The organism is Flavobacterium sp. 83 (assembly GCF_000744835.1).
Lineage (GTDB): Bacteria > Bacteroidota > Bacteroidia > Flavobacteriales > Flavobacteriaceae > Flavobacterium.
The window spans coordinates 1,536,624-1,561,626 of the sequence record NZ_JQMS01000001.1 but is presented as its reverse complement, the minus strand read 5'-3'; the positions used below and the strand labels follow the sequence as shown (position 1 = coordinate 1,561,626).

General features: G+C 32.5%; 14 protein-coding genes. All 14 read right to left on the bottom strand.

The window, feature by feature from the left end; all coding sequences use genetic code 11:
• Window positions 1-6: 6 nt before the first annotated feature.
• The 14 genes from ruvA to T410_RS06765 all read right to left on the bottom strand — a co-directional run bounded on the left by ruvA (window position 7) and on the right by T410_RS06765 (window position 24,659).
• On the bottom strand, window positions 7-588 hold the full coding sequence (ruvA, locus tag T410_RS06830) for a Holliday junction branch migration protein RuvA (protein ID WP_035669830.1): 582 nt from the start codon (window positions 586-588) through the stop codon (window positions 7-9).
• Between the two features lie 87 nt (window positions 589-675).
• A complete protein-coding gene (locus tag T410_RS06825) occupies window positions 676-2,964 on the bottom strand; it encodes an NADP-dependent malic enzyme (RefSeq protein WP_035669829.1) in 2,289 nt (762 codons plus the stop codon).
• A gap of 157 nt (window positions 2,965-3,121) precedes the next feature.
• A complete protein-coding gene (locus T410_RS06820) occupies window positions 3,122-3,547 on the bottom strand; it encodes a CBS domain-containing protein (RefSeq protein WP_035669826.1) in 426 nt (141 codons plus the stop codon).
• Window positions 3,548-3,633: 86 nt separating this feature from the next.
• Window positions 3,634-5,499: a trehalase family glycosidase gene (locus tag T410_RS06815; RefSeq protein WP_035669823.1), complete on the bottom strand. Its 1,866-nt coding sequence runs from the start codon at window positions 5,497-5,499 to the stop codon at window positions 3,634-3,636.
• A complete protein-coding gene (locus T410_RS06810; RefSeq protein WP_035669820.1) occupies window positions 5,496-6,710 on the bottom strand; it encodes a sugar MFS transporter in 1,215 nt (404 codons plus the stop codon). The genes T410_RS06815 and T410_RS06810 overlap by 4 nt, the downstream gene beginning before the upstream one ends.
• Before the next feature lie 202 nt (window positions 6,711-6,912).
• Window positions 6,913-8,649 carry a glycosidase gene (locus T410_RS06805; protein WP_035669817.1) on the bottom strand — a complete coding sequence of 579 codons (1,737 nt, stop codon included), beginning with the start codon at window positions 8,647-8,649 and terminating at the stop codon, window positions 6,913-6,915.
• Between the two features lie 6 nt (window positions 8,650-8,655).
• Window positions 8,656-9,606 (bottom strand): carbohydrate kinase family protein, encoded by a 951-nt coding sequence (locus tag T410_RS06800; RefSeq protein WP_238567351.1) that lies wholly within the window; start codon window positions 9,604-9,606, stop codon window positions 8,656-8,658.
• Entirely contained in the window at window positions 9,599-10,903 is a 1,305-nt protein-coding gene (locus T410_RS06795; protein WP_035669814.1) for an MFS transporter, read from the bottom strand. Before T410_RS06795 ends, T410_RS06800 begins: the two co-directional genes overlap by 8 nt.
• 135 nt (window positions 10,904-11,038) lie before the next feature.
• Window positions 11,039-11,953 carry a GyrI-like domain-containing protein gene (locus T410_RS06790; protein WP_035669811.1) on the bottom strand — a complete coding sequence of 305 codons (915 nt, stop codon included), beginning with the start codon at window positions 11,951-11,953 and terminating at the stop codon, window positions 11,039-11,041.
• Window positions 11,954-11,967: 14 nt separating this feature from the next.
• On the bottom strand, window positions 11,968-13,326 hold the full coding sequence (locus T410_RS06785) for a vanadium-dependent haloperoxidase (RefSeq protein ID WP_035669808.1): 1,359 nt from the start codon (window positions 13,324-13,326) through the stop codon (window positions 11,968-11,970).
• Between the two features lie 19 nt (window positions 13,327-13,345).
• Window positions 13,346-16,603, bottom strand: a complete 3,258-nt coding sequence (locus tag T410_RS06780) for a VCBS repeat-containing protein (protein WP_035669805.1) — start codon at window positions 16,601-16,603, stop codon at window positions 13,346-13,348.
• Window positions 16,596-19,901, bottom strand: a complete 3,306-nt coding sequence (locus tag T410_RS06775; protein WP_035669802.1) for a VCBS repeat-containing protein — start codon at window positions 19,899-19,901, stop codon at window positions 16,596-16,598. Before T410_RS06775 ends, T410_RS06780 begins: the two co-directional genes overlap by 8 nt.
• Window positions 19,902-20,115: 214 nt before the next feature.
• Window positions 20,116-21,681: a RagB/SusD family nutrient uptake outer membrane protein gene (locus T410_RS06770; RefSeq protein ID WP_035669801.1), complete on the bottom strand. Its 1,566-nt coding sequence runs from the start codon at window positions 21,679-21,681 to the stop codon at window positions 20,116-20,118.
• An 11-nt stretch (window positions 21,682-21,692) separates the two neighbouring features.
• Window positions 21,693-24,659: a SusC/RagA family TonB-linked outer membrane protein gene (locus tag T410_RS06765; RefSeq protein ID WP_051929370.1), complete on the bottom strand. Its 2,967-nt coding sequence runs from the start codon at window positions 24,657-24,659 to the stop codon at window positions 21,693-21,695.
• Window positions 24,660-25,003 lie beyond the last annotated feature (344 nt).

Below are 25,003 nucleotides of genomic sequence, written 5' to 3'. Positions count from 1 at the left end.
GTGCCTTTATAAGTTTTTTAAAGCTTTTTTAATAATTGATTCAACAGACGCATCTGGATCCTCTTTTACAATTTTTTCAACGATTCGTTCAGAAGTTTTTCGGACAAAACCTAATACCTCCAAAGCAGATAACGCTTCATCTCGATTTGTATTGCTTTGCGACATAGAAACTTCATCTAAATCATACAATTTTAATACTTTTTCTTTCAAATCGAGTATTACTCTCTGTGCCGTTTTACTCCCAATTCCTTTAATAGATTGTATTGTGACAACATCACCTGATGCAATAGCATTTGTAATTTGTTTAGGATCTAATGACGACAACATTGTTCTTGCAATGCTGGCACCAATACCTGAAACAGATAATAATAACTTAAAAATCTCTCTTTCCGATTTTTCTACAAAACCAAACAAAGTATGCGCATCTTCTTTTATTTGAAGATGCGTATACAATTTTATAAAGTCTGCATTAGGGAGTAACGAGTATGTATGTAAGGATATGTTTACATGATACCCAACACCTCCACAATCAATAACTACTTGTGTTGGTGTCTTTTCGACTAATTTCCCTTGTATGTGTGTAATCATTTTTTTATAAAATATGTGACCAAATATAATAAAATTAGCACATAATTAACAAAAATTAATTTAGATGCCCTTGTTCTAAAAGCAACCTTACCCTACATTTATTTTTTTATTCTGTTTTTCCTGAGCATCAATAACAGCAATAGCTGCCATATTAACCATCTCTTCTACACTTGCTCCTAATTGAAATATGTGAACTGGTTTTCCCATTCCTAACATTATTGGTCCTATTGAATCAACTTTATTCAGTTCTTTCAACAGTTTATAGGTAATATTAGCCGATTCTAAATTAGGGAAAATTAAAGTATTTACTTTTTTACCTGCTAATTTTGAAAACGGGAATTTCTCTTTTAACATTTCAGGATTCAAAGCAAAATCAGCTTGCAACTCACCATCTATAATCATTTCCGGATGGTTTTTATGTAAATAAGCAACTGCTTCCCTAACTTTTGCAGCGCTTTCATTTGTTGAAGAACCAAAATTAGAATAAGATATCATTGCTATTACTGGTTCAACTCCAAACATTTTTGCTGTTTTTGCTGTCATTATAGCAATTTTTGCCAAATCATCTGCAGAAGGATTTATATTTATTGCAGTGTCAGATAAAAACATTGGTCCACGAGCCGTCATCATCATATTTGTAGTAGCTACAAGAGAAGCGCCATGGGCTTTTTCAATAAGTTGTAACATGGGTTTCACAACAGACGGATAACTTCTGGAATGACCTGTAACTAGCGCATCAGCTTCACCTTCATTGACCATCATCGCGGCAAAATAGTTTCTTTCACGCATTAATTTCTGAGCATCAAATAAAGATATTCCACGTCTTTGTCTTGATTCCCAATAGGTTTTGGCAAACTTATTTCTTCTAGGCTCTTCTTCTTTTATTTTTGGATCTATAATTTGAACATCCGCATCAAAACCTAGCTCTTCTTTTAATTCTAAAATAATTTCCTTATTTCCCAATAAAATTGGAAAACCAATTCCTTCTTCCAATACAATTTGAGCTGCTTTAAGAACATCTAAATGATCAGCTTCCGCAAAAACGATACTTTTTGGATCCATTTTAGCTCTATTGGTAATCAATCGAACCATTTTATTATCATTCCCTAAACGATCTAAAAGTTCTTCTTCATACTTTTTCCAATCAGTAATAGGATTTAATGCTACCCCTGAATCCATAGCAGCTTTTGCAACAGCTGGTGCTACAATAGTTATTAACCTTGGATCGAATGGTTTAGGAATAATGTATTCTTTTCCGAAAATTAATTTTGTAGCTCCATAAGCAACATTTACTTGTTCAGGAACTGATTCTTTAGTTAATAAAGCTAGTGCTTTTACAGCTGCCATCTTCATTTCTTCATTTATTTTAGTTGCACGAACATCGAGTGCCCCTCTAAAAATATATGGAAACCCAAGAACATTATTCACCTGATTAGGAAAATCAGAACGCCCCGTAGCCATGATAACATCTTTTCGAGTTGCGACAGCCAGATTATAATCAATTTCAGGATCTGGATTTGCCATTGCAAAAACGATTGGATTTTCGGCCATTCCCATCAACATTTGTGGAGACATAATTCCTCCTGTAGATAAACCTAAGAAAATATCGGCACCAACTAATGCTTCTTCAAGACTCATTGGTTTTATGTCTTTGGCATATTTTTGCTGTAAAGCAGAAAGGGAAGCATTGTCTTTTGTCAAAACTCCTTTACTGTTAAACATCAATATATTTTCGACTTTTACCCCTAACAAAACATACAAATCGGCACAAGCCAGAGCCGCAGAACCTGCTCCCGAAACTACCATTTTCACATCTTCTGATTTTTTATTAGCCAACTCTAATGCATTCAATAAAGCGGCCGACGATATAATTGCAGTTCCGTGTTGATCATCGTGCATTACCGGAATATTCAACTCTTCTACTAATCTTCTTTCAATTTCAAAAGACTCAGGAGCTTTAATATCCTCTAAATTTATTCCACCAAAAGTTGGTGCTATATTCTTTACAGTTTGGATAAATTCTTCAATGTCTTTTGTCCCAATTTCGATGTCAAATACATCAATATCGGCAAATATTTTAAACAACAATCCCTTACCTTCCATTACTGGCTTAGATGCTTCAGGACCTATATCTCCAAGCCCTAAGACTGCAGTACCATTGGTAATTACAGCAACTAAATTCCCCTTTGCAGTATATTTATAAACATTGTTAACATCTTTAGCAATCTCCAAACATGGCTCGGCCACACCAGGTGAATAAGCCAAAGATAAATCTCTTTGTGTTGCATATTTCTTAGTGGGAACTACTTGAATTTTACCAGGAGTTGGCTTTGCGTGGTATAATAATGCTTCTCTTCTTTTACTGTTTTTATCCATTGTTTTAGATTTTTTGCTATCACACAAAGATAGAAGACTTGGTTTAAAAAGTCAGCTTTTATCCTATTCTTTTATAAAAAACAGATACTTCCCGCAAAAACAAATAAAAATAGCTGCAAAAATTTGCAGCTATTTTAGTTATTGGACTATAAAATTTTTATTGTGTGATGTATGAATTTAAATGTTGAATTGTATCTTTTTGAATTTCTATTATTGCTTTTACAACATCACTTATAGATATAATTCCTATGACAGTATCGTTTTCTAAAACAGGTAAATGTCGTACTCTTTTAGTACTCATTAATTCCATGCAATAATCTAAATTATCGGATGGTTTTACTGTAACTACATTTGCCTCCATAATTTCATGAACCAATGCTTTCTTTGAAGATTTAGCTTTCAAAACAATTTTTCTGGCATAATCTCTTTCAGACAAAACTCCTTTGAGAATTCCTTCTTCAATAATAAGAATTGCTCCAATGTTTTTTTCGCTCATCACTGTCAATGCTTCGTATACAGTGTTAGTGGAAAGTATGGAATACACTTCCTTCCCTTTTGTGCTTAATATTTGATTAACAGTCATAATAGATAGGTTTAATTTATTATAAAGTTAAAAAAAATAGCATTCAAATGATTTATTTATTTATTTATTTATTTATTTATTTCACATTAAAACAATTCATCGGGAGAAGTCAGTTTATTTAGTTCTTCTTTCAAATTGACACTCAATATTTCCAAACCGTATTGGTATGATGCATTCACCCAACCAAACCCTTCCTTGGCGATATAATCAAATTCGGTTCCCACATTACCATATTCAGCAAAAACCTTATGCGAACTTATTTCTAAATCAAATTTTTCAGGAATAGTTCCGTTATATTCAACTGCATTTTTAGTAATTAACCACAACCATCTGTAAACCATTTCCTGAGCCTTATTGAAGAATTTATATTTAATCAAACCCTCCCACAATAACATTTGATGTGGTGCCCAACCAAACGGATAGTCCCATTGTCGTTGTGGTCCGTCTTTTGAAAAACTATCACTACTCGCTTTTGTACTTCCTGTAATTCCCCCTGTTTTTATAAATTGCGGCAAGGCTATTTCTACTAGTTTTTTAGCTTGGTGTTCATTACATAACCCAGCCCATAAAGGAAAAAATGTAGTTGCTGCTTCAAATGGAAATTGTTTTTTATTTACAAAATCATAATCAAAATACATGCTTAATTCTTCATTCCAACACAATTCATCAATTTTCTCTTTTCTAAAAAGTGCTTTATGTTCCCATTCTTCCGAAGTATACGTCACATCTCCAACTTGGAAAACATTATTGAAATACTCTTTTACCAAATACGCAATGTCCTTTTCGTATTTATAAAGAAAGCTATTGATATCTACCGAGTTTAAATTGGCACATGTATTTATAAGTCTATCGGTTGTATCGTGACCGCTTTCTCTCAAGCTACGATCATGAACAAAATAGACATCAAGATCCGCATCAACAAGAGTTCGGTTTAAATATTGTTTTTCAAACTCCCGAATTGGCAAATTATATTTTTTAGCAAACGGTTCAAGAACATCATCAAAGTGCCCCGGTTCTACTTCAAACGGCATTCCTACACCATCAGCTTTGTAACGATTTAAACCTGTTGGAGTCAATCGGTTTCCTTGAACCATCCAAACCGTATTATATTCCAAAATAACTGTTTCCAAATGACTTCGCAACCATTCTAAACTTGGCACTTTATTTTTTGCAATTTCAATTAATAAGGAAGAATACAAAGGAGGTTGCGTTCTTGTTAAGTAATAACTTCTGTTCGCATTTAGAATTTTACCGTAATGTATAATTTGATATTTAAAGTTTTCAGCAATTGACATTGCTTTTTCCAATTGATTATCGATAATTAAACCAACCCCAATAAAATAACTATCCCACCCATACATTTCATTGAATCTTCCTCCAGGAACCACAAAAGGTACTCCTTGTAAACTGTATATTTTTTGCTCTAAAGCCAAAGCCAAAATACCCGGTTTACTATTCAATGTATCAACATATTCCATTGAAAAATTTTCGGGTAAAATACTTACTTTAAAATTTTTCAGTTCTTTTTCCAATTCCTGAAAATAGACAACACCTTGCTTGTCTTTTGCAGAAACATAAAGTGTAGGAACTTCATTAGTCGTTTTCTCGTCCTGAAGAATTTGATCTAAACCTTTCCTGTCAATAGTTCTAGTCAATTCATTCCAATAGTCTTCTCTAATTTTTCTTGAAATTCGTTCAACCGGATCCTCTTGAATACGGCTCAAATCCACCTCCCCTTTTTCTACTTTATTTTCTTTCAACAAAGCTAATTCTTGAAGTAAATTTGACAAATGATACGTTCCCACAATAACAATTTCATGTTTTGTGTTTTCATCTACTAAAGCAAACTTTTTGGGACCATTATCATCTTTAGTGATTTTTTTATCATTATCGGTATCTTCCTGAAGTAGTAATTCACGAAATACCTTGTCTACGTTAATTGAAAAATTCATATTTTAGAAGTAAGTTTTTTTAATATAAAAAAAGAAACAAGCAGCAATGACATAGGAATTAAAGTATAGAAAAATGCATTTTCAGGGCCTTCGTTTTTAAACAAATAACCAATTATTCGGGAACCAATTGTACCACCAAGAGCTGAAAAAACAACGATTAAACCCGTCATTGAACTGTGCATTTTTTTTGGCAAAGCACTCAAAACAACCGAATTTAAAAGTGGATAAATTGGTGCAATAAAAAGTCCAATCAACGGGAATGCAAACCCTATTAATGGAATATCGCTAAGTGAATTGATTTCTTTTACCTCTAACCCAATTGTTTTGGGAAGTAAAAAAACAACAAGTAACATCGCCATTATGACACAAAAACTGAGTACCCAAATCCAATTTATTTTTTTTGTAATCACACCCGCTAAAAGTCTTCCAGCCGCTAAAGTAATTGCCAATATACTCGCCATCATTATACTAATATTTTGTGGCAAATGCAGCACTTTACTATTGAATGTGGGCAACCAAGACATTATTCCTTGTTCAATCATTACAAACAAAAAAGCACTAATTACAAAAACAATTGTTAGAAGCTGAGCAAATAATTTGAACATTTGTGCAAAATCATCGATCAAATTAGCACCCGGAATTTCGGTTTGATTTTCAAATTTGGTAAAAAATAAAAATCCAAATGACACTAATGAAAGCCCCGCCAACAACCAATACACATTTAACCATGAATCTGGATTTATATCCGAATTAAAAGCTGGAAATAAAAAGTAAGCTAAGGCAATTCCTATCATAAAAACACCTTCAATACTACTCATCAAGCTATTATGCTCTTTCTGATTTTCCGTAATTGTCCCTATTAATGAATAAATAGAAACTTTGATCAAGGCAAATGAAACTCCAACCGTTGCAAATAGTACCTTTGCTGTTCCAAAAGAATTTCCAAAATACATATTTACACAAGCCACAGAAACCAATGCTAATCCAATAAGCATGGCTTTTTTATAACCAATACGTGGTAAAAAAGAAGCTATCAAAAAAGAAACTATCGCAATAGGCAAATCTTTGAAAGCTTCCAAAATGCTGGCTTGCAATTCATCTACTCCATAATTTGCTTGCGATTTTAGTATTACAATTCCTACGCTGTTCAGCAAAATTGCAAAAACAAAATAGTTGAGATACATCGCAATTTTGACGGCATTTTTCTTCATGTTTTATTTTTTAATCATTTGAACAAATCAGATTTTAAATCACTTCAGTAATTATTTTGAGCGAAATGCGCGGAAGCATTTCACTCAAAAGGCGCACACTTCGCTCAACTCACGTTTCAAGAAAATGAAACTTCGTGAAGCGTGCGCCTAATCTTTATTTTGATATTTTAACACACCTAATTTTTCGATTACAGTTTGAAATTTAAAAACTCATAGTGTTTGTAATTCCATTTTCCGTATGGTCAATTGTAAAACCATTGGTTTCAAGATTTGCCTTTAGGTGCGCAACTGTTGTACCATTTACCCATTTGATATCTATAATAGTATCCACGGCATCATTTATTTCTATATGACCTGAAAATGCATTTGAAGTATTTCTTAATCGCATAATTTCTAGTTGTTTATTTACAACTTCAGTTTTCAACCCTTGTTCAATATCCTGCATGGTCAATGTGGTACGGTTAATTTCTTTATGTCCGGCACTACCTCCATTATCTGCTGCTTCATAATTGTTTTTACCTGCAAAAATATCTAGGTACCAAACCTGCGGTATTCCTGGCATAAACATTTGAATGGCTCTCGCAAGAAGCAACTTTTGTTCGTCTTCCCCTAGTGCACTAAAAAATGTAGCATTTATTTGATAATAAGAAATTTTGTTTCCTGAGGGATCATAAAGATTCTTTACACGACCACCACGCTCCATGATCGTATTCATGATACTTTCAATCTCGGTATCTTCTAACAATCCTTTATTATAAGCGCCATTTACCTCCTTGCCTTTCAAATCTAGAACAGGTATTCCATCATGGCAACCAAGCATGTTTACTGTTTTGTATCCTTTAGCAATAATTTCCTTAGCCCAAGTTAATAAGGCTTTACTCGTTTTATTTTCGATAGTATGTATCGCTAAACCAGGTAAGAAAAAGTCATAAATATAATATCCTTTATTAGCTACCTCATCATGTAAATGCAAACCATATTCGGCGTGAATTTCTGGCAACAGCATCAAATTATTTTGTTGTGCTATTTTCTTAATACGCTCTAAATATTCCCAAGTTCCTGGTTTATTAAAAAAATTGGATTCTCCTACTTGTTTATGCAAATAAGCAAAAGCATCTAACCGAAGAATATTACAACCATAACCATTTAATTTCTTTAATGTCTCTTCATAGAAATCCCATACTAGAGGCGATGCCGCATTGACATCCATTTGTCCTAAATATGAACGCTTTTGTTCAACAATTTGTAAAATTTCTGATTTAAAAGGAGTACAATCTTCAAAATCAATGGTCGTAAAATCTTGATTCGCCTTAATTGCGGTATTAATTACAGCAACAATAAATAGACTTTGCTCTTCTGTTAATCCTTTTACATTTTGTAAATCTGATACAGCAATCGGATTGTAAGTTATTTGTTGATAAAAAGTATTCCAATAAGGTTGTTCTGTGCCATCCGGAAAACGGACTTTCAATATGGGTAAACCCGACTTTCTCATGAATAATTTATTCAGAAACTCTGGTTCCGGAATTACAATTCCATCTTCATTTTTCACTCCGTTACCATCCCAGAACTCATTCCAGTTGATAAAAAAATCTTTAAATTTAGATTCATTACCGTGTTGCAGCATATCTTTAAACTGAGGAGAAGCTACAGAAAGATGATTTAACACAATGTCAAATTTCAGTTTAATCTGAAGCTCATTCAAGTCTTCTAAATCTTTTGTGTCAACTAAATCTTTATTTATATTGTAATCAATAATAGAAAAACCTCTATCTAAATCACTATTAAAAAAGGTGGGTAAAACGTAAATTAAAGAAAACACCTCTTTAAACTTGGCCATTTTAAGCATGGCTATAGTATCACTAAATTTTACCCCAATACTATCTGGATAAACATTTAGCATTACACCATTACTTATTTTTGTATTATTTTGTTGCATCGTATTTTATAAAAGTTTAGAAAGGATATTAATGTTATCCGGTAATCTCCCTACATTCTGCAGTTTTAAAGCTGCTAATTTTAAAGCAATATCCAAACATTCATTAATTGATTTTTCTTTTATGTAAGCAAACAAAAATCCGGACCAAAAAGCATCACCTGCTCCAGTAGAATCCATAACTTTGTCAATTTTTATTGCTGGCATCTGTATTACTTCTTTTCCTTTTTGAGATAATTTCACCCCTTTGCTCCCTAAAGTTAAGCAAACAGTTTCTACTCCTTGTTGGTGAAAAAATTCAAATATCTCTTCATGAGGAAGTTCCTTCTCAAAAAGACGCAACATATCATCTTCACTAATTTTTATCAATGGATTGAACTGACAATAGGTTTTGATTACTTTGAAAGCTTTCTTTTGACTTTTCCAAAGCTTTCTTGCATAGTTAACATCAATACTTAGCTTGCATCCTAAATCATATGCTTCTTGTGCTTTCTTTAAGATCGTTTTCTGAGCAGGATTTTTGCTTAATGCGAAACAAGTGGTATGAAATATCTTTGTACGAGATAGTATTTCCTTTGAAATTTGTTCTTCATAAATACAACAATCTGCTGAACGATACGGAATAAAATCTGGCGTACCCTCAGACCTTGAAACAAAAATTACACTAGTCGATTTATCATCTAGGACGTTAAGATGATTTGTATTTATACCAACACTCGTTAATCGTTCTGTAATGTAAGACCCAAAACCATCGTTCCCAACAGTTGCAACCATTATAGTATTCAAGCCCAATCTTGTTGAATTCATAGCAACATTAGTAGGTGAGCCTCCTAAATATCTATGATAATCCCTAGTTTCATTAATAAGTACCCCTTCTTGATGACCAATAAAATCTACAAGAACTTCACCAACACAAAGGATGTCTATTTCATCCACATTATTATTTATTGAATTATTCACTTAATTTTGTCTTTTTTATTTTAATTAATAATGTACATAGAGCAGCAATAACTAACAATACTCCTGCAAAACTGATCGCTTGCCGAGGATCATTATCTAAAAAGTTTTTTAAAATATAACCAAACGATAGGTTTTGGATAATCATTGGAATCACAATCATCATATTAATAATTCCCATATAGACTCCGTAACGCTCTTTTGGAACAACAGCAACAACCATCAAATAAGGAATTCCCATCATACTTGCCCAAGCAATACCGTAACCAATAACTACAGCAAAAAACATATACTGATTTTGTACCATTGGAAAACATAAAAGAGAAACCGCTCCTAATAACAAACAGACGAAATGAATCATCTTAGCACCATGTTTTTTGGCTAATTTGGCCAAATAAAAAGCTATAGAAAAAGTAACTATAAACCCAAATGCACCAATCAATCCATTCCACTCCACTGCTTTTTCATATCCTACTGTATTCTTTGGCGTCACATTCCAAACGGACAAGGCAATACTTTTTGAATTGTTTTGCCAATAACACATCATGGCATACCATTGAAACAAATAGACCAAAAATAGTTGCCACATAACCGATGGCATTTCTAAAACCGCTTTATAAATATCTTTAAAAGGTGAAAAAACATTTAATGGCTCGGCTTGTAGAATTGCTAATTCTGCTTCAGTTGGTGGAATTTCTTTAGTTTTACTCATACTCCACCAAATAGAAGTTACAGAAAGTACCGCCCCTAGAAAAAAGGAGGCATAAATCCAAGTGGGCAATGATCCTGTATAACCAACGAAAATTATTGGAAATAGAAAAAGAGAGATATAAGCCAAAAACTGCCCGAAACCAGTAAAAAAACTTTGCGCTTGAAAACCCATGGGTTGCTGGTCTTCGCTCAATGTATCCGCAATAAAGGCACGATATGGCTCCATAGCAGTGTTGTTCCCAACATCCAGAATCCAAAGCAAACCTGCAGCCATCCATAATGAACTACTAAATGGAAATAAAAACAAAGCAATACTACAAACTAATGCACCGATAAAAAAGTAAGGTTTACGTCTTCCCCATCTTGGATGCCAAGTTTTATCACTCATTGCTCCAATTATTGGTTGAATCAACAATCCCGTTAAAGGACCTGCAAGATTCAGTATCGGAATTTGATCTGGGCTAGCATGTAAAAAATCATAAATTGGATTCACAGCACTTTGCTGCAAACCAAAGCTGTACTGTATGCCAAAAAAACCAACATTCATATTGATTATTTGCCAAAAACTCAATTTCAGTTTTAAATTCATTCTAGTTCGTTAATTTGTTAATTTTTTTTAAATTTAATTTTAAAATTCCCAATTCAATACATTATTAAAACAAAAACGTTTTCGGGACAACCGAAAACGTTTTCGAAACATTGAAATTATCTAAATTTTTAACCTTTATTTTTTCTCAAATGGGATAATTATTTTTGTTTCCCACTGCATTTCATCGCCACCATTAAAGGGATTTGCGAGAAAATGCTCCAATGGTTTATTTTCTAATTTATAACCATGTTCCTTTGCATAATCCAATAGTGCAAACCAAGCTCTATCAGAAGTCCTATAATTCCCAAAATATGTTGCCTGAAGACCCTTAATAGCAGGTATCGTTTTAAACTTGACATTTACATCTGGAACATATTTTGCATTTTTGGTAATTGGAAAACAATAATTAAAACTAACCGTTTCTTTATCCTGATCCCAATCGGTAATTTCTAAATAGGGACGATAACCAATTATTTTAATTTTATTTTTATCTAAATACCCTACAATACTGGGATCATATCCAATCATAGTCTGTGCTTTTTCTTGCATGACACTTTTTAAAGAAATATACGCTACATACATTTCTTTAGAAGATCCTTCACCATCAATTTTAATTTTAAAATCGTCAATATGGTCTTCAAGACCCAGTTTAAATGATTTTATTTTATCGATTTGTTCCGTTTTAAACTTGGTTGAAACAAAAGGAGCCGTTAACCTATTGTAAAGTGAATGATTTAAATCTTTTATTCCAATGGTAACATTCGTCGTTGAATCGTTTATTGATTTCATGTCCCAAGTGTATTCCAGTTCTTCATTTCCTTTTTTCATCTTTTGTTTGATGAAATCATAATTCCTCTTTTCTACAAGAGTATAAAATTCATTTTGATTTTTAGATCGAATAGAAGTCCATTCCATGATCCCTTGCGATATAGTTCCTGAAGCGGCATTAACCTTAAAAGTAATAGTGTAATCCGATTGCTTTAAAAAGAAATACCATCCTAAAACAGAAAGCAAAACGACAACTAATAACCATTTTAACTTGTTATTCATTATATAAATTTGATTTATTTAGATTTAAAAAAATTGATTTTACTATTAATATATGTACCTATATTTGTGCCTTGAACTACGCCATTTTCAATTGCAGCTCTATAATGAATACCTCCATACAATCTACTAATTGAAGCCTCTGCCGCAGCTTGCTTAAATGATTTGAAAGGTCTTTTAGGAAGCCCGAAAGGAATTTCAGAATCATCAATGTAACTAAAATTATCACCAAAAATAGAAGTCAAAATCAGTGACGAACAAGAAGAAATCACTGAATGTCCACTAGTGTATTCAGGAAAAGGAGGCGTTTGCAATTGAGGCCTCCAATTTTCATCAATATTTTGATTAATATAAGTTTCGGGTCTAACTACATTAGTTTTAAATTTTCCATTCCAACAACTAATAATACTTTCAAAAACACCTATCGAGGTTTTAGTATAGGCAAAAACAGCAGTTTCAAAATCAGCATTAGATTTTGTCAATGCAATTTTAGTAATATTCATCCAATGTGCATCTGGTGAATTTTTCTTCTTGGCAAACATCATGTGCCCTTGAGTTACCGTAGCATATGGATTACAGTCCCAAAAAGTTGCAATTGCAGATTCTTCTGGAATAACAGCACTTTTATTTTTCTCCATTGCAATTAATTTTTTGGAAATCATATTTCCCACATCATAGGTTTCTTTTGCTTCTTTGTAAAAAGCAGAATTTTTATCCGTAGAAAAAGGATGAGGCGGAATTGCTTTAAATTGAGCAGCCGAATCCATAACTAAAGTTCTTATTTCACCCCAATGTGGTTCAACTGCATCCATATAAGCCGGAGGAGTAGGTTGCCATCTTCCAGGCTGATTAGCATGAACCGAAAATTTAGAAAAAGTTCGGGTTTGCTTGTAATTGTCTTTTCCCATCCATTTTTTAATTCGATCCGCTACTTTTAAGCCATATTCTTTAGAAACTAAAAATTCTTTAGCATTCTCATCTTCCCATTTTTGGTACAAACTATCTCTGTATATCCCTAATGCTTCTTCTGAAAAAATTAATTGTTTACTCACCTCAATATGGGCAATAACTGCAGCTAACTTTTTATTTACTCCACTTTTTGGATCTAGTTTAGGAATCGAATCCAATCCTTTTAATTGTCCTTGTAGACTTTTATATTTAGGGCTGTTTTGAGCCATAATTTCATAAGCTGCAATATTTGGATAAACATAAATTCTACTGGCGACCGGGGGAGAGAAAATATCATGAACCATAATCCCTGTCACTGTATCAATCGCTGAGCAATAATCACTGGTTGTAATAACAATGGTTTTTTCTTTTTTACAAGAAGCAAAAAGAAGCACCATAATTCCTAAAAGATAAATTTTAGTTTTCATTTTTATTATTTGATTGTTTTTAGTTCTTATTCATCGGAAGTTCATATACTTCCGATTTTTTATTGTTTATAGTTACCAATAAATAGTTCTTCCCATTAAATGGTATAATATTTAAATGACGAACTGCTTTTTGTGTCAAATCAATTCCTATTTGATTTCCCAAATATATTGTTTTTTGGTTTTTAATTAACGCTCCCGAAAAGCCATCAAATCGGCTATGATATGGAGTCACCCCAAAATAATTTCCCGCAGCAAAAACTTCGTCTTGACCGTCACCATCAAAATCAGCTTTTACAAAACTTGTAATTGGGCTTACTTGCATCTTATTCGAAAAAGGAACAAAAGTAAACTTCCCTTTGTCATTTCTTAAATATCCCGATTTTAGATTATGAACTTCATATAATTTAGCTTTATCTAACATCTTAGGATCAAAAACTTCCTCAAGTGTTTTCCCAGCAAAGGATTTATAACTATTAAATTTCTTTTTCAACATCCCACTAAATTCTTCTGCTAACTCATCTAATCCCAATGTAGTGTAGTATTTTCCGTTTTTTTCGATAGCAACAATTGTTTCAAAAGTGTCGTTTGTATCAAAATCATCATAATACATCTTCATAGGAAAATCTTGAGAGGCTTTGAATTTTGAATTCATTCCCCAGTTGCCCACTAAATAATCCTGATCACCATCATGGTCAATATCAAATGCACAAATAGACTGCCACAAACCATTCTGATTTCCTGGTAAAAGACTTTCTGTAACCTCTTTAAAGCTTCCTTTTACATTAGCGAAAAATTTAGGTTTCATCCATTCACCCACAACTATCAAATCTAGACTTCCGTCATTATTAAAATCTGTAACCACCGCATCTGTAACCATTCCGATTCCAGCAAAGCTATTACTTTGAACTATCGAAAACTTCCCTTTGTTATTATTTAATAGGTAACAATCCGGCATACGCCCAAAACTATTATACTTAGAATTATTTCCAATAAATAAATCTAAATCACCGTCTTTATCATAATCAATTGTTTTAATAACCGAAGCATTCATTGCTTTTGTGTCTGGAAAACCACTTTTAATTAGTGTATTTCCTAAATACAATCTATGAACTAAATCAGCAGCATATTGTCCACTACCAGACGCAACAATCAAATCATTTTGTTTGTCTCCATTGAAATCTCCAATCACTGCAGATGCATCTTCATAAATGGAATCTAAAGAAATTGAATTGAATCCTTTTTTTGTAAATCCTTTTTCATTTTGAAGGTAAATCGCCGCCAACTTTCCTTGTGAACCTCCAAAGAAAATATCTTGTTTACCGTCATTATTCAAGTCTCCTACAACAGTTGCTGGTCCACGATCAGAACGTTGATATGGTATTAATTTTTGAGCAGTAAAATCAACAAAGTCATTTTCTTGATGCGTAAAATCGATTCCTAAATTAGCTTCTGATTTTTTAAAAACAGGCAAAATCGCAGGATGTAATTTTGCATAATTAAATGTTTTACGACCCTTATTAGGTTGAATTGTAATGGTCTGATTGGTTTTTACATTTTTAAGGGTTTGAACCGTTTTATCGGGCCAAATTACCTGAATAGAATCTACTTGCTTTATTTTTCCAAAACCAAAATGAATTATAGGTTCTGAACTAGATTGAAAACCACGAGTGGTTTGAATTTCTTTAAATTGTTTTTTACCTTTTACATATGAAATCACTTTACTTCCTATTCCAAAAGTGTTCTTACCTCCAAAACGCAATTTTAATTTTAGATAATTAGCCTTATTATCGGTCTTATTAATATAAATAGAAGCAACACTATTCAAATTATTAGTTACAATATCCAAGTCACCATCATTATCTAAATCGGCATAAGCACCTCCATTTGAAATAATAGAATCGTTTTCTATCCATTCATTAGACCTATTCTTAAATCGCAAATCTTTACCTCCTTGAAACACATAATTGGTCACATTACCTTTAGGCATTTTCTTCAATGCCTGTTTATCTAATAACTTCGTTGTATTTAGTTTATTTTTTACATTGTCATTTGAAAAATACTTAATGTAATCCAAATCATTTGGTCGTTTTGGAATTCCATTACAAATAAATATATCTTGTTCCCCATCTTGATCATAATCTGCAAATAATGTACTCCAACTCCAGTCTGATGCTGCAATCCCGCTCAACAAAGCTGTTTCTGTAAAGTGTTTCCCTGCCTGGTTGATTTGCAACATATTTCTGGTATACTGATAATGATACCCCAATTTCTCCGTTCTAACTTTTAACATTTGAGGATTATCATCACCAGCTGAAGATTTCAAGACTTTTTCATCCTCAGGAAGCATGTCTAATGTCATTATATCTGGAAAACCATCGTGATTGATATCAGCGACATCAACTCCCATTGAGAATCTGCTGGTATGCCCAAAATAATTCTTCATGCTTTCAGTAAATGTACCATCCCCATTATTCAAGTAATAATAATCATCTTCATGAAAATCGTTACAAATATAAATGTCAGGATTTCCATCTAAATTAAAATCAGAAACTGCAATACCTAAACCATATCCATTAGCACCACCAAAAATTCCTGCTTGCTCGCTGACATCAACAAATTTACCATTGTCATTTCTAAATAGTTTATCGCCACTTTCATAATTTCTTTTATTTCGAATATCAGCTTTACCATAAGATGCTTCTGAATGAATAGCATGATTTAACAAATACATATCTAAATCACCATCGCCATCGTAATCAAAAAACGCTACTGAAGAACTATAATTATCAAGATCTAATCCATATTCTGCAGCACTCTCAGTGAAGGTATTGTTTTTGTTATTAATAAACAATTCATTATGACCTTCAAATCCATTGATTCCAACTACCGCGCAAACATAGATATCTAAATACCCATCTCCATTGACATCGGCCATAATAGAACCTGTTTTCCAATCACTTTCTCCCTCTATTCCTGCTTTTACAGAAATATCCTCAAATTTATTACCGCCTTTATTGAGGTATAACTTATTTTTTCCTTGATTGGACGTAAAATAAATATCTACTAAACCATCATTATTAATATCTCCCAAAGCTACCCCGCCTCCATTGTAATAATAGAGATAATCTAAAATGGAAATGTTTTTTGAGGCATCTAATTGATTATTAAACTTTATATTGCTTTCTTCTGGTGATAGTTTTTCAAATAATAAATTTTCATTTTTCGAACAACTAATAAATAGCAATGATGCTAGGCCTATTTTAAAAAAATTATTCATTGCTTGTAAATAGTTTTGGAGTATTATTATTGAGTACAGCTAAAATTGCTGTTGTATTATTTTTGTTTTTAATAGTTTTAATCTTTTGCACTTCTCCAGTTAAAAAGAAACCTGAATTAGCATAAGGAAGCCAAGAAAAATAACCTTTTTTATTCCCTAACAAAACACTTCCATGACTGGCATCTAATCGTCCAAATTGCGGCTTGAATTCATATTGATTTCCTCCAATAATAATATCTAAAATCCCATCCTTATTAACATCCACAACGCAACTAGTATTTACCGAAGAAAATTGCACTTCTTTTGGTAAAATTTTAATTTCAAACTGACCATTCCCTTTATTTATAGCCACAACACTTTCCTGAATCACAGCTGTTTTTTGCAAAGAATTACCAACTACATCTTGAGCAAATATTTCTTGTACTGATTTACTTGCATAATCAGTGTAACTTAAATTTTTCTTTTTAATAGATGGAATCTGTTTTGCTAATTCTTGTTTTAAGTTTATTGGCATATCCTTACCATCAATAGAACGAGTAGTAATTTGTTCAATAGTTCCGTTATTATCAAAATCATTGACAAACAATTTCATTGGATTTTTAGAAGAAGCTTTATACGTTGTATTAGTTCCTTTGTTCCCAAGAATAAAATCCTTTTTGCCGTCATTGTTCAAATCAACGCAGTTTACTGAATTCCAAAAACCGGTAAAGCTTGTCAAATTTGATTTGAAATCAGCTAAACGTCGTCCAGTATTTTTAAAGATTTGTGGAGCCATCCAATCGCCTACTACAATCAAATCTTTCTTAGAGTCGTTATCAATATCCTCCCAAACAGCATCAGTGATCATTCCTGTCGAATTAAGTTTGAAAGCTTTTTTATCGATGATATTTATAAAATTTCCTTTTCCATCATTTTCTAAAAGCAAATGTTTTGGATCGATTCCATAAACCCCTGGAACACTTCTACTGCCCACAAAAACATCAACATCACCGTCATTATCAAAATCACAAGGCGCAATCACCGATACATTGTTGTTAGTTGTTGGAATACTGCTTTTGCTTTTTACAAAAATCCCTTTCCCATTATTCAAATACAAACGATTTTTATAATTAGCTTGATCTGATTTTTCATTTCCGCCTGAACCTACAAATAAATCTAGGTCACCATCACTATCAGCATCAAAAAAACTTGCTGCTGTATCTTCAAAACCAGCATCACTATCTATATCTTTTTGAGAAGAAATAGCGAAAGCATCATTGCCTTTATTCAGATAAATTTTTCCTGCTTGTCCTTTAGCACCCCCAATAAACACATCATCATTACCATCGCCATTAATATCTCCTATAGCTAACGACGGACCTTCTTGCGAAAGCATTTTAGAGATTAATCCTTCATAATCAAAATCAATGTAGTCATTTTCTTTATGAGCTAAGAAGTTTGATTTTAGTTCTTTTAATACTGCTTTTGGTTGTATTTTTTTAAAAACATACTCTTTTTTAGCATCCCCAATGGATAAATTAATAGTTGAATTGAGTACTACTTTTTTTATCGTTTGGGATTTTCCATTTGGCCAAATTACTTGTAAAGAATCTATTTTTTTATTTCCAAGTCCAAAGGTCATTACATAATCTATAGAAGATTGAAAACCTCTTGACGGAATCAGTTCTTGGCGAATAATTTCTTTCCCTGCATATAATTCAACTACACTACCAATTGCAAATTTATTTTGATTTTCTCCTTTCAATTTTAATTTAACAAAATGATTTGCTTTATTTTTCTCTGAATTGTTCCTGTAAATGAAAGACTCCATATTAACGTTATTCACCACTAAATCTAGGTCGCCATCATTGTCTAAATCACCATATGCTGCACCATTTGAAAAACTTGGAGTATCCAATCCCCAACTTACCGCATTATTTGTAAAAGTGAGATTATGATTGTTTTTATATGCATAATTTGAAATAGGGGTGCTTGGCATTTTAGCAATAATAGTTTCAATTTCTTCTTTTTTTCCAGTAACAATCATTTTTTGCAAAAATTCATTTGCAAAAAAGTCCATAAAATCCTGATTAGTCAAGTCATGATAAATACCATTACAAACATAAATATCTTTATACCCATCATTATCCATGTCAAATAACAAGGCTCCCCAACTCCAATCTGTTTTAGCCACACCTGCATAATTAGCTACTTCAACAAATTTATTATTATCGTCATTGATTTGTAATGCATTAGACATATATTGATTAAAAAAATCCAAATTCAATTTTCTAGTCAATAGGTCATAATTGTCAAAACTAGTTGTTGTTTTTAAACGGACATCCCCTTCTGGCAACATATCAGTGGTAAAAACATCAGATTTCCCATCGTTATTAACATCTGCTAGATCAGCCCCCATAGAAGATTGACTGATATGAGTTGCCCAACCTTGAATTTGTTCTGAAAATGTACCGTTCTTATTGTTTATGTATAAATAATCTCTTTCATAAAAATCATTTGAGATATAAATATCTGGATATAAATCGCCATTTACATCGCCTACAGTTACTCCTAAACCAAAACCAATTAAACTACTGAAAATTCCCGCTGATTTGCTAACATCTACAAATTTACCATTGTCATTTCGCATTAATTTATCGCCACCTCCTTTAAGGATTTCGGCAACATCCCAATCTTTATCACGTAATTCTCTTTTATTAGAATAATTTAAAGTCCCCACCGGAATAAAACTGTTATTTAAAATATAACAATCTAAATCCCCATCCTTATCATAGTCAAAAAAGGCTGCATGGGTTGTAATTCCAGTATCTGCCAAATTATATTCGGCCGCTTTCTCAGTAAAAGTTCCGTTCTTATTATTAATATACAATTGACTTTTTCTAATAGCATCTATATTACTTCCTGCATCACAAACATAAATATCTAAAAAACCATCCCCATTAATATCAACCATAACTACACCTGTAGACCACGCTTTTTTACCTTCAATTCCAGATTTTGTTGAAATGTCTTCAAATTTAAAATTGCCTTTATTCAAATACAACTTATTAGTACCTTGATTAGAAGTAAAAAAGACATCAGCCAAGCCATCATTATTGATATCCCCAATCGCTACACCGCCACCATTGTAAAAATTACGGTATTTGAAAATATTCATGTTTTTGCCGTTTTTCACATCATTCTGAAAATTAATTCCAGTTTCTGAGGAATCTAATTTGGTAAACAAGGAATCCGAATTTCCTTTGGAACAACTTGCAAAAATTATAAATAGAAAAAAACACGCTATACGTTTCAACATCTTAAAAATGAATTAATTTAAATAAATATTAGGGAGCAATTTATGTTTTTTTCAGTTTATAAAAAAATTAAAAACAGCCTAAAATCATGAAAAATAGTTAAAATAAAACAAAAAAAAGAGCTCCTAAGAAGCTCTTTATTATAAAAAATTAAGAGGGTAATAAATTACCCTCTTAATAACTAACTCAAAACATAATTAATAGTAAACAATACTTTTAGTATCCAGGATTTTGCTTAATATTAGGATTCAACAAAGCTGTTGTTGGTATTGGTAACAATACTCTATATGCATCCGTATTAGTCATTGTAGCTCTAGCAGTCGTATAAGTTCCAAAACGAATCATATCATTTCTTCTCCAACCTTCTTCCCACAATTCAGTAGCTCTTGCATGATCGATACCCGCTAAAGTTGACAAATCAACTGCTGTAGTAATCCCTTGACGAGAAGATAACATGGCAGCAATAGAAGCAGTTGTAGTAGAACTTGAACCACCTCTTACGATAGCTTCAGCTTTCATCAATAAAGCATCTGCGTAACGGAATAATACATAATCATTTTCAGGTTTCTCCATATTAGATACATCTGGAATGTATTTTTGTGGACGAATACCCCATCTTTCTAACCAGTTATCAGATACAATTTTACCATCAGCTGGCAAACCTGCAGGATCACTTTCAAAAACCAACGGCAATGAACCGTTTTGACCTCTTGTAGTTAATGGAGCAACTCCACCTTTAGCGTATTGTTGACCTTTACGCATTCCTAGAGGACTTCCAAAAGAGGCAATAACAGATGCATCATTATTTTTAATACGTCTATCAGAAGGGTCAAATTTGTCATAATATTCCTGTAATACAGAAAATCCATTCCAACCACTAGGAACTTGATTGTAATGTGTACTCATGTACCATCTTGATCTTATTCCATTTATTCCTAATCCCGCTACAGCATCAACACCAAGAACGTTTTTAGATGTTAAGATTAACTCAGGAGAAGTATTATTTGATGGTTTAAAGTTATCCCAGTAATCAGCTGCTAATGTAGTTCCTGCAGAAATAGCATCAACATGTGCAATTACTTTATTCATATTAGCCACATTGTTCGCATTAAAACCTGTGTGAGTAGGCGAATCAAATATCGCTTTATTCAAATAGATTTTTGCTAATAAAAAGTGAGCTGCATCTTTACTTGCAATAGAAGGATCAGAACTATTTTTAGCAGGTAAATTAGGCAATGCTTCTTCAAGCAAAGCAATAATTTGAGTTGTAGCTTCAGGAGAAGTCCAAACTTTAGGAAAATCATCTGGTGAACTACCTGCTTCTCTGTAAGGAACTTGACCATACAAATCGATTGCATTATAGTAATAAAATGCTTTCAAAAATTGAGCTTCTGCTTTCTTACCAGCTGGAATTCCTTCAATAGCTAATGCTAAATCACAACTGTAAACACTTGACAACATTTGTTTCCAAGCAGTATTAACCTCTCTACTGTCTGCTTTCCAAGTATGAAAGTGATCTTGCAACCAAGCTCCACCATCACCCCAGTCACCTGCTCTTGTTGGTACAATTACAAAATCCGTTGAAACCTCAGATACTGCAAATATACCGTCCTGAGTCTCGAATTGTTTCAACCCATTGTATGCTGAAGTCAACACTGCATCTGGATCTGCTTTTGAAGTTTCAGTTGCATCAAGGATTTTTTCATCTAAATTAGTACAACTAACTCCAAGAACCAATACTCCTGCATAGATGCTGTACTTTATAAAATTATTTTTTTTCATTTTTACTCTAATTAAAATGTTACGTTAAGACCTACTGAAAAAGTTCTAGCTTTTGGATAAGATAAATAATCTATACCTGCTGAAGGGATACCATTTAAAGCTTTATTAGTATCAACTTCTGGATCAAAACCTGAGTATTTAGTAATTACAAATAAGTTAGAACCGTTTACATAAAAACGAGCTGATTTCATTTTAAAACGCTCTAAAACATCTCCTTTAACAGTATAACCTAAAGTTAAATTACCCATTCTAATGAAGTCTCCTTTTTCAAGATATTTAGTAGAAGGTGTGTTAGCATCAGATCTTGATTGAACAGAATTTGCAACATCAGGAGTTACGTTTTTACCTCCCAATTGATTTTTATAGAAAAGAGCGATATTAGTATTGTTAAATAAATAATTTCCGAAATTTCCATATAAAGATGTTGAAAAATCTAAACCTTTATAAGCTAAACTTGTTGAAAAACCAACAGTCATTTTAGGCAACGGTTGTTTATCTAACATTTTCAAAGCACCACCATCTGCATATTGAGAAATCCCATTTGCATCATATCCAGTGAATGTTGGAAGATAATAAGTATACAATGAATATCCATCTTGAATTCTTTGTACAAAAGAATCAGTCAAACCCGCTCCTGCAATAGAACCAACATTATAAATATTAGCTGCACCAAGATTTTTGATAGTATTTGATAAGAATGCTGCATTACCAGAAATATCCCAAGTTAAATCATCTGTATCAATTACTTTATAAGATAATGAAACCTCTACTCCTTTATTAATAAGGTTAGCCGGTAAATTTTGGTATTTAATCCCTTGTGGAGATGGCTGTCCTGAAGTTGAAGGAATACCAATAATTAAATCAGTAGTATTTTTGTTGAAATAATCAACAGATCCTGTTAATTTGTTATTTAATAATGTAAAATCCGTACCTACTCCATATGAAGTTGTAGTTTCCCAAGTTAATTGAGAATTTGCATTATTAACAACATTAAATTGATCTGGACCATTGTATTCAATGATACTTACAGAAGAGTTTCTTGGGAATTCAGTATTACCTGTTTTACCTGCATTTACTCTTAATTTCAAATCATTAACTAATCCATCTTTTCCATCAACTAGTTTGTAAGCCAAACCTAATGAAGGGAAATTTCCGTATTTTTTACCAGCTGCCGCTTTAGATGATCCATCACGTCTTACTGTTAAATCTAAATTCAATTTATTGTAGAATGCCAAAGATGCTCTAGCAAAAACAGATTGCATTTCAACTAATCCTCTGTAAGAACCAGTTCTTGTTTCTGTAGGGATTCCACCTTCCATGTTGTCTAATAAATTAGTTTGTGTAGGAGCAAAACCTTTTGCAGATACGAAGGTACCATTAGAATTATAGTTATAGTAAGAATATCCAGCAATTGCATTCAAATTGATATCTTTTGTAATATCTGTTGTGTATGTTAAATTGTGCTCGATAGTTTTATTAATTCTTTGATCAGTAGAAACAGCAGCCTGACCTCTGTATGTTTTTAAATCTGCAGGATTTGTTGCTGTTGCAAAATCTTGAATAATAATATCCGGAAGCGCTTGTTGTTTTACAGTTGAATTAGAAGTCTCCATACCAAAAACCATGTTGTATTTCAATTTATCAGTTAATTTCACAGTAGTTGTGATACTTCCTAACAATTTAGATAAATCACCATTATTTGTGTACGAATTCAAAATATGAACTGGGTTAACATAATCACCACTTACTTGTGTGTATCCAGCAGGACCTGCAGGGTCATAAACTGAACGTGTTGGATTCCAGTACAAAGAAGAACTTAATAAATCACCAATATATCCTGTATTATCAGTCATTAATCCTCTTTGATCTTTTACATTAGAATAAGATATACGAGTTTCTATTTTCAATTTTCCATCTAAGAAATCATTTGAATTGTAAAAACTTGCAGTATATTTATTCAAACCTGTTTTTCTCACAATACCATCAGTATTAGCCATACCTAAAGACAATCTAGTGTTAGACTTATCTGTTCCGCTTGCAAAAGACAAATCATGGTTGACAGTACTTCCAGTTTGCAACACTTCTTTTTTCCAATCGAAAGATCCACCAAAATGATTTGCATCATTGTTTGGAGTAGCTGCAATAAATGCATCAGTAGACAATACATTGAATTTTGAAGAATAAGAAGAAGTAGTAAATGAAGTAGAATAAGTTAATTCTGGCTCTTTATTTTTCCCTTTTTTAGTTGTAATAATAATTACCCCATTAGCACCTCTAGCACCATAAATAGCCGTAGAAGAAGCATCTTTCAAAATAGACATACTTTCGATATCATTTTGATTAATAAAACTTAATGGATCTTTAGCTGACGACGTACCGTTACCTAAACTTGCTCCACCAGAAGTTACATCACCACCAGCTAAAGGAACACCGTCTACAACAATAAGAGGACCATTACCTCCACGCAAAGAACTATTACCACGAATTCTAACTGAATTCGAAGCTCCCGGCTCCCCACTTGAAGAAGTGATTTGAACACCAGCAACTTTTCCTCTCAAAAGTTCCGCTGGATTTGTAGCAGCAACATTATCAAATTTCTTTGAACTTAACTGATCAACAGCTCCAGTTGCATCTTTCTTTTTAACAGAACCGTAACCGATAACGACTACTTCTTTTAATTCAGCTGAGTCTTCTTTCAAGATTACTTTAACTGAGCTTTTTCCGGCTACACTTACTTCTTGACTTTTAAGGCCAATGTAACTGAAAACCAAAACTGCGTTTGAGCCAACATTTTTGATAGTAAATTTTCCATCGAGATCTGTTTGCGCTCCATTTGTTGTTCCTTTAACTAATATAGAAGCCCCTGGAAGCGGACCACTAGCATCAGATACTGTACCGGACACATCTTGCGAATATGCCAAACTAGTACATAGTATCGTTAGAAACACCATTAAGCCTTTTTTTAGACTATTTTTCATACGTAATAAATAAGTTGGTTAATAATTTGTTTTAATGGTTTGTTTTAAAAACAGCGTAAACATAATACTAATTTTATGATAAAATTAAGAAAATTACAAACTATAACGTTTTCGTTAAGCCGAAAACGTTTTCGATTTTAAAAATTAATCCTTCAAAATATTAATATTAAAATTATATAAAATTCAAAAAAAAGTAATAAAAAAAACATATTGTAACAATTTAGCATCATCTATTAAATTCAATTTGTAAATATTTGTTAAAAAAAAAGCCTCACGTCTAAAATCGTTGCAGATTCTTTAATCTAAAGGCTTTTTTTACACTTATTCCCTAAAGCGCTTATACC